At 67.4% G+C, this 13,609-nt stretch carries 8 protein-coding genes, 1 tRNA gene, 1 other RNA gene and 1 pseudogene; 1 reads left to right on the top strand and 10 read right to left on the bottom strand.

The window, feature by feature from the left end:
- Positions 1-184 precede the first annotated feature (184 nt).
- Both ACH41F_RS21865 and ffs read right to left on the bottom strand, forming a co-directional pair.
- On the bottom strand, positions 185-2,542 hold the full coding sequence (locus ACH41F_RS21865; protein WP_398837011.1) for a DNA polymerase III subunit gamma and tau: 2,358 nt from the start codon (positions 2,540-2,542) through the stop codon (positions 185-187).
- An 88-nt stretch (positions 2,543-2,630) separates the two neighbouring features.
- Positions 2,631-2,729, bottom strand: an RNA gene (ffs, locus tag ACH41F_RS21860) — signal recognition particle sRNA small type.
- Between the two features lie 72 nt (positions 2,730-2,801).
- Between ffs and ACH41F_RS21855 the strand changes: the two genes are divergently transcribed.
- Positions 2,802-2,889: transfer RNA gene (locus tag ACH41F_RS21855), tRNA-Ser, on the top strand.
- Positions 2,890-2,968: 79 nt separating this feature from the next.
- Here the strand turns inward: ACH41F_RS21855 and ACH41F_RS21850 are convergent.
- From ACH41F_RS21850 to ACH41F_RS21815, 8 genes and pseudogenes are all read right to left on the bottom strand, one after another.
- Positions 2,969-4,198, bottom strand: a complete 1,230-nt coding sequence (locus ACH41F_RS21850) for a tyrosine-type recombinase/integrase (protein ID WP_398837010.1) — start codon at positions 4,196-4,198, stop codon at positions 2,969-2,971.
- A gap of 10 nt (positions 4,199-4,208) precedes the next feature.
- Positions 4,209-4,442, bottom strand: a complete 234-nt coding sequence (locus tag ACH41F_RS21845) for an excisionase family DNA-binding protein (RefSeq protein WP_329337364.1) — start codon at positions 4,440-4,442, stop codon at positions 4,209-4,211.
- Positions 4,435-5,279: pseudogene (locus ACH41F_RS21840) on the bottom strand (replication initiator); the annotation flags it as partial. The pseudogene ACH41F_RS21840 and the gene ACH41F_RS21845, both read right to left, overlap by 8 nt.
- A 391-nt stretch (positions 5,280-5,670) precedes the next feature.
- Complete coding sequence (locus ACH41F_RS21835) at positions 5,671-6,567, bottom strand: hypothetical protein (protein ID WP_398837008.1); 897 nt, start codon at positions 6,565-6,567, stop codon at positions 5,671-5,673.
- Between the two features lie 35 nt (positions 6,568-6,602).
- Complete coding sequence (locus ACH41F_RS21830) at positions 6,603-7,685, bottom strand: DUF262 domain-containing protein (RefSeq protein WP_398837007.1); 1,083 nt, start codon at positions 7,683-7,685, stop codon at positions 6,603-6,605.
- A 1,887-nt stretch (positions 7,686-9,572) separates the two neighbouring features.
- On the bottom strand, positions 9,573-11,360 hold the full coding sequence (locus tag ACH41F_RS21825; protein WP_398837005.1) for a stealth family protein: 1,788 nt from the start codon (positions 11,358-11,360) through the stop codon (positions 9,573-9,575).
- Between the two features lie 34 nt (positions 11,361-11,394).
- Positions 11,395-13,092: a stealth conserved region 3 domain-containing protein gene (locus ACH41F_RS21820; protein WP_391233608.1), complete on the bottom strand. Its 1,698-nt coding sequence runs from the start codon at positions 13,090-13,092 to the stop codon at positions 11,395-11,397.
- A 258-nt stretch (positions 13,093-13,350) separates the two neighbouring features.
- Positions 13,351-13,557 (bottom strand): DUF4287 domain-containing protein, encoded by a 207-nt coding sequence (locus tag ACH41F_RS21815; RefSeq protein ID WP_391233607.1) that lies wholly within the window; start codon positions 13,555-13,557, stop codon positions 13,351-13,353.
- Positions 13,558-13,609: the final 52 nt, after the last annotated feature.

Genomic DNA, 13,609 nt, shown 5'->3' with positions numbered 1-13,609 from the left:
GTTGCTGAAGGGGGGCGGGGGTGGGGGTTGTGGGTTTCTCTGAAATGGGGGGCCAGGGGGGGTGGGGGGTGCCTGGGGCGGGGGCTGGGAGGGCGGGGGTGCCTGGGGGATGCGGGGTCCACGGGGTCGGTGAGTCCGCTCGCCCCGGCCCTCCTCGTGCCCCCGCCGGGTTCCGAGGGGCGCCCTACTCGTTCGTGAACTCCTCCACCACCGTCGCGCCCAGCTCCCGCACGATCAGTTCGCGGCCGGAGAGGGCGGATTCGTTGAGGTCGGGGTCGTCGTCCTCGGGGGTGTCGTCCTCGGGGGCGACCGGGGGCGGCTCCGGGGCGGTGGGCCGGGGTGCGGGGGCCGACTGGGACGGGGGCCGTGTCGGGGGTGCCGAGGAGGCCGGGGTGGGGGCCGCGGGGGCGGCCGGGGTAGCGGGGCGCGGGGCGGGAGCCGGGGCGCCGTAGCCGCCGGGGGCCGGGGCGCCGTAGCCGCCACCGCTGGCCTGGTGGCCGGGCATGCCGCCGCCGGTCTGGGCGGGCGCGGCGCCGCCGCCCGAGGGGTCGACGATCGCCTCGATCTTCCACTGAACGCCGAACTGCTCCCCCAGCGCCTGCTTCAGGACGTCCTCGCTGCCGCTGCTGACGAAGTTGTCGCGCGCGCCGGCGTTGACGAAGCCGAGCTGGAGGGTGGTGCCGTCGAAGCCGGCCACCTGGGCGTTCTGGCTGAGCAGGATCCAGGTGAAGCGGCGGCGGTTCTTGACGGCCTCCAGGATGTTCGGCCACAGCATGCGGGGATCGAGGCCGCCGGCCGGAGGTGCGTAGGCGGCTGCCGCCGCGGTCGGCTGGGGCTGGGCGGGCGCGGGGGTGCTCGCCGGTGCGGGGGTGGGTTGGCCCGAGGGGCTCGGGGTCGGCGCGGCCGGGGGCTGGCCGCCTCCGGCGGGGGTCGTCGTGGGCCAGCCACCGGGGCGTCGGCCGCCGCCCGCGGGGGCCGCGGTGGGCCAGGCGCCGGGGGCCGAGGTGGTGGGGGCCGCGGGGGCGGGGGTGACGGGAGTCTGAGGAGGCTGCGGCTGCTGGGAGGGCGTGTCGCCGATGCCGCCGGCGGGACCACTGGCCGGGGCGGCGGACGTACCGGCGCCGGCTGCCGCGGCCGGACCTGCGGCCCCACCCTGACCCGCGCCAGGACCCGACCCGTCGCCGAAGCCCGCGGGGGCACCGGACGAGGGAGTCGAGCCCGGTCCGGCCTGCGGTGCGGCGCCCGGGGCCCGCACCGCTGCCCGCACGGCCGCGGCGCCGCCCCCCGGGGGCACCGGCGGGACCTGCGCGGCCGCGGCTCCGCCATGGGCCTCGGGCCCGGGGACGTAACCCATCGCGGGTGCGCCACCGCCGCCGGAGAAGTTCACGCCGCGCTCGAGCCGGTCGAGCCGGGCCATGACGGACCGCTCGTCGCCGTAGGCGGCGGGCAGCAGCACGCGCGCGCAGATCAGTTCCAGCTGGAGGCGCGGGGACGTGGCACCGCGCATCTCGGTCAGACCGTCGTTGACGAGGTCGGCGGCGCGGCTGAGTTCGGCGGCGCCGAAGGTGCCGGCCTGGGCCTGCATGCGCTCCAGGACGTCGACGGGGGCGTCGATGAGCCCCTTCTCGAGGGCGTCAGGGACGGCGGCGAGGATCACGAGGTCCCGCAGCCGCTCCAGCAGGTCGGCGACGAAGCGGCGGGGGTCGTTGCCGCCCTCGATGATCCTGTCCACGACCTCGAAGGCGGCGGCACCGTCACCGGTGGCGAAGGCCTCGACGACGGAGTCGAGGAGCGAACCGTCGGTGTAGCCGAGGAGGGAAGTGGCCATGGCATACGTCACACCCTCCTCCCGCGCCCCGGCGAGCAGCTGGTCCATGACGGACATGGAGTCACGCACGGATCCCTGGCCGGCCCGCACGACGAGCGGCAGGACGCCCTCCTCGACCGGGATGTTCTCCTTGCCGCACACCTCGCCGAGGTAGTCGCGCAGGGTCCCGGGCGGGACGAGCCGGAAGGGGTAGTGGTGGGTCCGCGAGCGGATGGTCCCGATGACCTTCTCGGGCTCGGTCGTGGCGAAGATGAACTTCAGATGCTCCGGAGGCTCCTCGACGACCTTGAGCAGGGCGTTGAAGCCGGCCGACGTGACCATGTGGGCCTCGTCGATGATGTAGATCTTGTAACGGCTGCTCGCGGGTCCGAAGAAGGCCTTCTCGCGCAGCTCACGGGCGTCGTCCACACCACCGTGGGACGCGGCGTCGATCTCGATGACGTCGATGGACCCCGGCCCGTTCCTGGCCAGGTCGCGGCATGACTGGCACTCGCCGCAGGGGGTCGGCGTGGGACCTTGCTCACAGTTCAGACAGCGGGCCAGGATGCGCGCGCTGGTCGTCTTGCCGCAACCGCGCGGACCGCTGAACAGGTACGCGTGATTGACCCGGTTGTTCCGCAGCGCCTGCTGCAACGGGTCGGTGACATGCTCCTGCCCGATGACCTCGGCGAACGACTCCGGGCGATAGCGGCGGTACAGCGCGAGAGACGACACGCATACGAGGTTATAGGCGCCCACTGACAACACGGCCCCACGGGAACCGACCGCATCCCCGGCCCCGGCCCGCCCGGCCCCACCCGGGAACGCAAGCGCCCCCCACGCACCCGCCAGAGCCGACCTACCCTTGCTGCCTTCCGGCCCTGGGGGAGTTCAGTCAGATAGCGCCGCGTGAGGGGCTGCCCAAACAGTACCCGATGGCAGGGGGTGGGAACGAGTTCGCGAGCACTCCTCAACGTCTTGTATTGTTTGCCGCGGAGGATTCGCCTAGAGGCCTAGGGCGCACGCTTGGAAAGCGTGTTGGGGGCAACCCCTCACGAGTTCGAATCTCGTATCCTCCGCCAGTGCCTCACCGGGCACGATGTCGAAGGGCCCCACCGTTCGCGGTGGGGCCCTTCGTCGTTGTCCGTCTCAGTTTCCGTCTCAGTTCGTCTTCGGGAGCTCCCAGAGAGCGTCGCCGACTTGCTGGGCCACCTTCCGCAGCAGCGTTCCAGTGACGTGCATGTAGCGGGCGCGCATGCGGGCCGCTCCCCCAGGCTCCCAGCCCATGATCGCGTCGACCACGACGTCCGGGACGCCGAGGATCAGGAGGACGGTCGCGGCGGTGTGGCGAGCGTCATGAAGACGGCCGTCTCGTACGCCCGCGTCCCGCAGCAGTCGCTTCCAGATGTGGAAGTCCGTGTTCGGGCTCAGCGGGCCGCCGGTCGGGGAGGCGAAGACGTATCCCTTGTCCTCCCAGTCGGCACCGGCCGCCGTCTTCTCCTTCTCCTGTGCCTCCTGGTGTTGGCGGAGGAGCTTGATCAGCGGGTCGGGCAGACCGATCGTGCGACGCCCGGCGCGGGACTTGGTGGACTTGTGCTCGCAGCGGGTCTGCTGCTTCTGGGGGCAGTAGCCGGCCTTCCGGCCGCACGGGGTGTCTCCACAGCCGTGGGCGTACCTGGGACGGAGACGGTTCTTGCGGATGCGGACGTATCCCGCGTCCAGATCGACGTCTTCCCAGTGCGGCCCGAGCGCCTCCCCTTGGCGGAGGCCGAGCGCCAGGGCGACTACCCACCTCGTGCTGTTGCGGAGCTTGGCCGCCTCGACGAGGAGACTCTGAACCTCCTCGATCGTGAACGGCTCGATGTCCTCTTCTTCGAGACGCGGAGCCTTGGCGATCTCGGCCACGTTAGTGGCGACGTGACCGCGCCGTTTGGCCTCACCGAGGGCAACCCGGATCGTGCGGTGAGCGGTGCCGGCGGAGCTCCCGGCGTCCTGCATCTTCCGGTAGAAGCGCTCCAGGTGTTCGGGCTCCAGCTTGTCGAGCTTGTGAGCGCCCAGACCAGGCACGAGGTGGACGCGTATGTCGACCTCGTACCCGTCGTACGTGTTCTCGGAGACGTACGGCTTGGCGATGTTCTCGACCCAGTGCTCAAGCCAGGCCTGGACCGTCCAGCTCTGGCCCGGCTTCCTGAGCTTCTTCTCGTCCCGGGCCCGCTCCATGTCACGGACGGCCCTGGTCACCTCGGCCTTGGTCTTGCGCTCGATGTGGCGGCGGTCCGGCTTGCCGTCGTCGCGGACGCCGACCGTCACTCGGCCATGCCACTTGCCGTCCTTGCCGAAGTAGATGGAGGAGGCTCCGTTGGGCTGACGACTGCGCTTGTTCTCTGCCATGGCATCCCCCTCAAGCAGCTTCGGCGGGTCGATAGCGGAGCTTCGCGACGTAAGCGGGCACGGCATCGGCGGGGACTCGACGCAGCCTCCCGACCATGACGGACTCGATCTCTCCGGCGAGGACGAGCCGGAAGCAGGTCGTACGACCGATCCGGAGCCGCCGGGCCGCTTCCTCGACGGTCAGCAGGGCCAGGGACGGGTCGAACTGTTCGGGCACGACAGCAACGACGCGGGGCTCAGCCACGGGTGGGCTCTCCTTCCGTTCCGGGGGCGGGTTCGAGGGATGCGGACAACCAGGCTTCGGCGTCGGAGAGGCCTCTTCCGGCGAAGACCCAGTGCGCGAGGACGTACGTCGTCTCGGGTTCGCGCGTGGATGGGGCGGCTTGTGCGCGGCGCCATTCGGCGCGGGCGTCGCGGAGGGCGCCGAGGGTGGTGGAGTAGCGGCGGGACTTGGTGGAGAAGTGGCCGCGGAAGCCGAGCATGTGCGCCCAGGCTCGGAGGCGGAGGTGTTCGAGGTTCTTGCGGGCGCCGAGGGTCCAGGCGGTTCGGACCAGGCTGCGGGCGTGGTCGCTGATGTCGAGCTGGGCCAGCTCTGCGGCGAACTTGAGCGGGCGGTCGAGAGCTCCCGTGGCTGTCTCGGCACCCTTGGTCGCGTACTTGGCGATGTAGGCGGCGACGGCTCGCCGGTCAGCTCCTGGCCGTCGTTGAAGTCGGCGGATCGGATGGTGCGGACGTCGAGTTGGCGGCCGAAGGTGAAGGTGTGGGTGCGGCCGTCGATGGTCGGGCCGTCCACGCTCGTCTTGGTTGCGGCAGCGCCTATGGAGTCGGTGAGCAGCTCGGCGGTGGCCCAGGTCGGGGGCGGGGTGTCGCCGCCTCCCGGGCCGCCGAGGCGTATGACGGCGTGGAAGTGGACCGCACCACGCTTCCGGTACTCGGCGACCTTGGCGAAGGACACGCGCGCGTGGTCGCGGAACCTGCGTTGCGTGAGGCCGGCGCGCTTGGCAACCTCACGGCGCAGGTACGTCGAGAAGCGTCGCCAGAGGGCGCCCGCGTGGGCATTCCAGAGAACGGCTGCTTCGTAGCCGTCAAGCCCCACACGCCCGAATGAGTTACAACTTTCTCTACGGGTTCAAGGCGGCTCGCTCCGCTCCCCGCGCGCGGCCCGGCCCCCGGCCGGGCCTGCGCTCCTGTCTACGCCCCGCTCCAGCCCGGCCGGCGCCCGTGCCGCGCTCAAAGCGTGCAGCCGCCTGATGCCAGAGAAGGGATACGTCGTGGCTGGGGCGGTCGGCTCCACGGCTTTACGGAGCCACTTTGGCGCGAGCCTCGCAGATCATGGCCCCAACGTCGTGCTTTACCGGGCAGGTCCACAGACTGCCCGACGCGCCGGAAGCTTACGGGGCCATGATCACTCGCGCCAAAGCAGCGCCACCCCAAAGCCGCTCCTCCGACCATCATTGCACCCCTGCCCCCTGTTAGTCACTCATCCTCCAGTCCACAGGCCGCTGCTTCTCATCCCGCATCACCAAGAGCGTCTTACCTTTCAATGATCTACCCAATGCCCCTCTCCACGCCTCTTCAACAGAGTCGTATCTCTTGCGGGCCCTATCTTTCCCTTCGACCTTCTCACTATATTTCTTCCCGTCAAAATCGATAAAGCACAATTCGACACTTTCGGCGATCAGTGAGATTTTTTTCTGCGCATCCACAGAATGACCTCTCGTCAAAATTTCATCAACGGCACGCGAAAAGATGGCATCAAATGCCGCCGAGATTGCCAAAAGGTCATGTGGTAGTTGACGCAAATCAGCCACACTGATATCAGCATGCGCCGCATGAGCTGCCTCATGACGCTGAGAGGCCAATTGCTTGAAGCGCTGCCTGAGTCCTACTACGCCATAGCCGATACGAGACGTAATCTTTTCTAGCTCAAGCCAAGGCCCCTCCACCAGAAGCGCCTTCAAACAGCGCTCAAGGTCCTCATCGCTCAAATTAGAAGAGGATGGCATGAAAGACAAAGAAGAGAACTTATACCCCGAGCTGCTTGTGGTTGCAATCGAAGCCGCGTGCAGCTGAATGTAGGATCTCTTAGAGGCTGCGTCTGGCTCGAAGTTCATCCGAAACCCTAGAGCTCTAAGTGCGCCGACAGTCGCAGCCTCCTTTAGCTTCTCAGGCAACTGATCAAAAGCCACCAGCGTTGCGTCAAAAGACTCAAGTACCTCTCCTGTGCGCGTTGCGAAAAAATCCTCGAATGAGGAGTACGCGACTACAGCAAGGCCGTTCCGCATTAGGCGGGACGGATCGCGATCACCTGAGATCGGCCCTTTAGGGATCAAAGCGCTCTCTTGAGATGCCTCGATCAGGGCATGCATTCGGGCTACGAAGCACTCGCGGGACCTTGATACACTCACGCCTGCCCGCCATTCACAAGGATTTGGTAAACCTTCTCAATTCTGTAGGCGACACTGCTCGGTGTATTCGTGGCAACGCGGACAGCCTTTTCGAATTTTTGATCACTCAGGAATTCCCGCTCCGTGAGGTTAGCAATGTGAACGGAATTCCTGATTGCGCGCAACCTCTCCTCGTCCGTCAGCATCGAAACGGCCACCATCTGGGCATCGTACATTCCCGCGAGCGTCTGATCTCTCCACGCGCCAGGTCCAGTAGGGCGCCTATAGGCGTTCTTACCCCAAATCCTACGGCACATATCCAGGGCATCGACAAACTTGTTCCGCAACTCCTCACGAAAATCTTCGCCGCGACCCTTATTGCGGATCATGAAATCGTCCATCGAGCGAGACAAACTACCCGAGAAGCTATCCCAACTTTCCCTAAGCGTGAAGTATCGCAGAACATATTCTGCGTCCGTCATGTCGGCGTAGGCTGCCGATTTTGGCGAAGTAATCTTCAGTTGTTGCCTCAAAAAAGGCAACTCAGCCAGCTCGTAAATTAGGTCATTGAGTGGACCGCGGAAGGCGACGTTTCGCACCTCCTGCAACTCAAGCCTCTCCCCTCCCGAGTTCAATCGCGTGAAGACCTCATACTTGAGCTCTGGATCACTCTGCTTAAGAAGTGTCACAACGCGCAGGTAAGGTCGCACAGTGAGCGTCTGCTTAAGCGCTTCGGGGATCTGATCAAAGGTGCGACCATTCAGCTCTGGCAACTCCACAATACCCTTGAGGGAGAGACTCCCCGTAAGGAATTTATAGATGGCCGTGATTCGCTGCTTGCCGTCGATAACGCTGTACCGGCCGTAGTCTTCCTCGGAGAGATAGACCGGAGGGATCGGGATATTAATAAGGAATGACTCGATGAGCGCGGACTGCTTTTCTGAACTCCAACGCTCGCGTCGCTGATATGCCGGATCAATGTCAATGGCCTTTGCTTGAACCATGGCCGCGATGGTCTGTAGCGGGAGATCCGAAGATTGCAAAACCAGGCTTTCCTGGGCGCGCTTAAACCTCTCCAGAACCTTATCGTCGCCCTGCATTTTTTTCCTTTCAGTGCATCCTGAACAGGCATGACTCGAATTGCAGAAATCTGCAGAAGTCAGTATAGGTTTAACCACACGCCCGCGTGGGCCAGTTGCGCGAAGTCGAGGCCCTTCTTTGACGTAGGTAGCGAACGGGTTCTGCCGATCGAAGGCACAACAACTTCCCGCCACAGAGCCCGAGTTGCCAGCATCATCCATCTATGTTGCCGATGTAGCAGTGAGGTACGGCGATCCACAGGGGCCAACCATGTGCAGAGGCATGACCAAGAAGCCAGCCGTCAACGCCTTTCACGAGCGCAGTGTTGATGTCCCTTGCGTGCCTCACGGCACGCCCTCAGTCCCTGCAAGGTCACCGGGCACGCGGCGCAGTGCGGCCACGGCCCGCTAGTCAATCTGGCCCGAACAGAGCGTCGGCACCGCACCACAAGCGCACCAAAACGAAACGAGCGGGAAACGACGGTGGGTCACGGTAAAGGCGGGCACAGTCGAAGAGGGTCTACCTGGGCCGCTTGCCCAGGTCAGAACCTCGATCGGCCACACAAGATCTCAGCTTCCCAAGTTCACAGTCACCCTCGCGACGGCGGATTGCGAGACTTACGTGACTCGACTCCGTCATCGAGGTGACAGTTCCGCCTCTTCCTGCAACAGCGTCAGCAGACGTCGGCCGAGACCCGAGAGGGCGTACGGTCGGTAAGTGCCTCCGTAGATCACGCCGTGAAGGGCGCTCTCTACCAGTCCTAGCGAGATGAGCTTCTGAAGGACTGCGTGCCCACCTACTTCTAGGGCCAGGGTCGATCCGGCATACGTCCTGCAACGTCATGCCGTACTTCACCCCCTCCGAAGGGCGCTCGGGAGGCCGTGGCAACGGTGTCGCCGACGAGATGACGTGCATGAGCCTGATATGCGGGGGATCAATCTCTTTAATGGCTGTTTGTAGTAGTTCCCATATGTCGAGGCGTGCTGGCGCTGGGTCTGCCACCGCTGCGGCTAGGGCACGAGCAAGCGCCCGTCGCTTCTGGCTGAGTGAGATGTCCTGCGCGGCACTGACAACCCTCCCGGCGAACTCGAGCAACCGCTCATCAGAGAGAAGTCGGTCCTGTAGTTCTTCCGGATCGATCCGCAGCACGCGTGTCACTTCGCGAACCAACTCAGAACGTCGACTGGCACGGTGTGCTGCGATCCGATCCGCGACCATGTCATAGCTCGTTGCCAAGGCAGGGCCAACGGCCGCTCCGAACAGTGCCCCCTCAGATCCACCGATCATGGCACCGACTGCTGTTCCAGCCGTGGCGGCGGCTATCTGCTTCAAGCCATCAGCTACCTGATCCTCAGTCCTTTTACTCACGGTACGACTGTATGCACTCGCCGCCGGTCCATCCCGCGCTTTCGTTGATCCTTCGGTCTGACCACACCTAGCTCGGTGCCGAAGTGGCGCAACAAGCTACGCCCTCATGTAGCTGATCATGACGCGTCTGTGAGCACGCAGGGGAGGGCGTCGCCTGCCAGGAGCCGTCTCAGTTTCCGTCTCATTCACCTACGTTCACGGTCGTTCAACGGAGACCACGAGGCCGACTCACGTTGGCGATCAACCTTGGACGAACCCAGGTGAACGCCCCGGCACACAACCCGCCGCCCCACCACCACAGTTGGAAAGCGTGTTGGGGGCAACCCCTCACGAGTTCGAATCTCGTATCCTCCGCCAGTGCCTCACCGGGCACGATGTCGAAGGGCCCCACCGTTCGCGGTGGGGCCCTTCGTCGTGTGTGGTTGCGGTTTCCGGCTACCGCCCGTCGACGAGGGCGGCCCGGCACGCGCGGCCGTGCAGCGTCGCGTGCCGCGCGTACGCGCGCGTCAGCCGGCCGCACCCGGCGGCCGGCCCCCGGTTCACCGGCCCCCGTCCCCCCGTCGCCCCGCATACGTGAGCGCCGGGGTCGGGGCGTGGTCGTCCGGTTCGGGTGTGGTCGTCTCGAAGCGGCTGGGGAAGGGGTATTTGCGGTGCAGGAAGGCCGCTATCGCGGTCCGGGCCGCCTCTCGGGTGTGCGGGGGGGTGTCGACGTCGTTGAGGCAGAAGAAGTCGACGTCGTCGCCGGCGGCGAGGCGGGCGAGGCGGCGGTGCATGTCGGGGGTGCCGAGCTGGACGTAGCGGAAGCGGTACTCCGCCGGGACGGCTCTGCCGGTGGCCATCGCCCAGTGGTGGTGCAGGGTGGACGCCGGGGCCACGTCGGTCGTGGAGCGGAAGCGGGAGTACGCCGTGCGCTCCAGCTGCTCGATCGACAGGTCCTCCATCTCCCGCATGACCGCGAGGAGTTGGGGGTGCGGGGTGTGCAGGGACTTGTGGGCGATCTGGCGGCCGTGGAAGTGGCTGATGACCTCGCGGGCGTTCTTCCCGGCGGAGTTGGGGGCCGGCTCCAGGGGGTGCGGGGCGCCCACTCCCAGCTTCAGGGGGGACAGGGGGATGCGGGCTATGCCGTTGCCGTGGAAGAAGTGCTCGGCGCGTACCGGGCGGTTGATGAAGACGTCGTCGTTGAAGTAGAGGTAGTGCTCCGAGAGGCCGGGGATGTGGTGCAGGCGGCTCTCGATGGCGTGGGAGTTGAAGACGGGGAGGGCGGCCTCGGGGAGGATGTCGCGGTGGTCGATCACCGTCAGGCCCTCCGCCGCCGGGTCCAGCCAGGACGGGATCTGGGAGTCCGTCACCAGGTAGACGTGGCGGATGAAACCGGCGTACATCTCCAGTGAGCGCAGGGCGTATCTGAGCTCGTCGTGGCTGGTGTAGCGGGAGGCGCCGGTCTCGCGCGCGGCGATGGCGCCGGTGTGGTGGGCCTGGTGGGCGAGGCGTTTGGCGGCCATCGCCGGGTCGTCGCCGTCGACCCAGGTGTAGACGGCGTCGACGGGGAAGCGGACCTCGTCGATGCCCGGCTCGGCGAACGCGGCGAAGGTGGGCACGGCGCGGTGGCGGCCGGGCACCGTGGCCGGGCGCTGCGCGGTGACCGGGAGCACCTCCGAGACCGGGTTGCGGCGCGGGGCGACCAGGGCCGGGCCGAAGACGTCCGGCAGGCGGTCGCCGGGGACGGTGAGCCAGGCGGGGTCCTTGCCGAGGTCCCGGCCGTGGCGCCAGAACTCGATGTCGCAGCCCGTCTCCAGGCCGGTGAGCACCTGTCGCTCGGGGCCCAGGCGTACGACGCCGGTGCGCAGGACGGTGGCCCGGCGCAGGGCCCGCGGCAGCTTGCCGTCCGCCCACAGTGCCGCGCTCGTCACCGTGCCGTCCGGTCCGACCGCGCCGACGTATCCGACGGTCCCGGCGAAACGGCGGCGGGCCTGCGCCAGGAGCGCCTCGCGGTGGCTCTCGGGGACGCCGAGGACCTGCCGGGTCGTGCCCTGTCCGGGGTCGGCGGGGACCAGGAAGTACGGGACGCCGATCCCGTCCAGCAGGGCGCACACCCGCTCCAGGTCGGCCGCCACCGCGTCCGCGGCGGTGTATCCGGCGACCGTACGGCCGTACAGACGCGTCGGTCCGAAGCTGACCCGGTGCAGGCCCGGTACCGCGGCCCGCAGGCGTCGGCGGGGCCCGGCCGCGTACAGGGCCCACAGCCGGGCGGTCAGCCAGGCGCGCAGGCTCAGCAGGCGTCTCCGCGCCGCTCGGACGCCCCCCGGCAGTCCGAAGCGAAGACCCATGTCCCTTCCCCCCATCGTCTTTCCCCCCGGCCCGTCAGTCCTGCTTCTCGTACGGGCTGGCGAACGGGAAGTAGTCCTCCAGGAACTCGTGCATCCGGACGCTCACCTGTTCGCGCTCCTCGGGCGGTACGTCGACGTCGTTGAGGCAGAAGAAGTCGAAGCGGCGGTTGCGGCGCAGGTCGGCCAGGCGCTGGTCGGCGTCCGGGCGGCTGATGTTGACGTACCGGAAGCTGTACCTGCCCGGCAGGCCGTTGCCGGTCATCAGGGCGTACTGGTAGAGCAGCGGGGCCGTCAGGGCGATGTCCTGGGGGGCGCGGAAGCGGGACGCCGTGGTGCGGCGGATGTCCTCCGGGAAGAGCTCCTCCAGGGTCTGGAGCGTCCGGCGCTGCTGGGGCAGGGGGGTGTGCATGAAGTTGTGCGTGGTCATCCGGCCGAACCGCTCCAGCAGCAGCGCCCGGACGTTCTTGCTGGCGGAGTTGGTCGCCGTCTCCTCGGCGTGCGGCTTGCCCACGCCGATCTTGAGCGGGGAGACCGGGATGCGCATCAGACCGCTGCCGTGGAAGAAGTGCTCGGGGGTGACCCGGCGGCCGACGAACACGTCGTCGTTGAAGTACAGGTAGTGGTCCGACAGACCGGGGATGTGGTGCAGGCGGGTCTCGATCGCGTGCGAGTTGAAGACGGGCAGCACGTCCGCCGGGAAGATGTCGCGGTGGTCGACGACCGTGATCCCGGGGGCGCTGTCGTCGAGCCAGTGCGGCTTCTGGCCGTCCGTCACGATGTAGATGTGGCGCACGAAGTCCGCGTACATCGCCAGTGAGCGCAGCGAGTACTTCAGTTCGTCGTGGCTGGTGTAGCGGGAGGCGTTGATCTCCTTGTCCAGGATCTCGGCGGTGCCGCGCTCCTGGTAGCGGGCGCGCTTGGCCCGCATCGCGGGCTCCTCGCCGTCGACCCAGGTGTAGACGACGTCGACGGGGAAGGTCACGTCGTCGACGGTCGGCAGGGTCAGCGGGACGAAGCTCGGCAGTTCCCGCTCGCCGACCCGTACGGTGGCGGGTCGCTGCTCGGAGGCCGGCAGGACGTCGGTGACACCGTTGTTCCGGGGGGCGACGAGGGAGTCGGCGAAGATGTCCTCGGAGGCCTGGGGCTGCACCTTGGCCAGGCGCCGGGGTCCGTCCTCGGAGGCGAGGAGCTGGGCCCCGTCCTCCCAGAACTCCACGTCGCAGGCGAGTTCGGGGCCGGCGAGCAGCTGGCCCGCGGGGCCGAGGTGGTTCTCCCCGATCCGCAGGACCGGTGCCGTGCGCAGGCCGGCCGGCAGCACGCCGTCCATGAACAGCGCGGGGTGCTTGAGCTTCCCGCCGGGCAGCGGCCGGCCGATGAAGACCGCCTTGCCCTCGTTGCGGGCCTCGAGCGCGGCGATGAGTCGCTCGCGGTGCACGGAGTTCACGCCGACCGTGTACCGGGTCCGCGCGGTCGGCACCAGGAAGTACGGGATGCCCTCCTGCTCCAGGGCGGCGACGACCAGGCCGAGGTTGCCGGCGGCGGCCTCGGCGGCGCTGAACCGGGTCACGACCCGGCCGTAGAGGCGCTGGCCGCGGACCGCGACCGGGCGGAGCACCGGGTCCGTGACCGCGGCCCGACGGCGGCGCCGCATGGTACGCAGCTGCCACACGCTCTCGGCGGCCTTCCGCTCGACTCGCGGCCCTATCCGCCGGGCAAAGGAACGCACGGTCACGTTCTGGGCTCCTCTTCCATCACTCTGTCGAACATCTCTGCGTTAAGCAGACTGGCATGCAGAAGCGAAGGTTGTAGAAGAGTTCCCCGGGATTTTACGGACGAAGCGATTCCAGTTCAGGTTACTCACCGTCACATGTGCTATAAGGCCACGTCAGTGACGCAGGAGGCGAGCGGTGACCGCGGGACGGCCCGCGTCGCTCGCCGGCGGATCTGTACCGGGTACTTCCGCACCCGGCACTCACCGGCCGCCGTCAGCTCACCTGCCCTCCGCCAGGGTGTGCGCCACGAGCGCGTTCGCGTGGCCGTGCCCCAGACCGTGCTCGGCCTTCAGCCAGGCGACGAGTTCCATGTGCCGGGTCAGGGGCGAGGCGCGGATCAGGTCCTGCCACTGCGCGATCGGGCGGCCGTACTTCTTCTCGATGGAGGGGAAGTAGCTGGCGGGGCCCTTCACGGGTGCGGTCATGGCGATCGTGTCCTCTCGGTTCGGCGGGTGTCGGAGGGTGGACCGCCCGAGG

The organism is Streptomyces sp. NPDC020489 (assembly GCF_044386545.1).
In the GTDB taxonomy this organism is placed as follows: domain Bacteria; phylum Actinomycetota; class Actinomycetes; order Streptomycetales; family Streptomycetaceae; genus Streptomyces.
The sequence above is the reverse complement of the archived record's forward strand: the minus strand, read 5'-3'. Positions and strand labels throughout refer to the sequence as shown.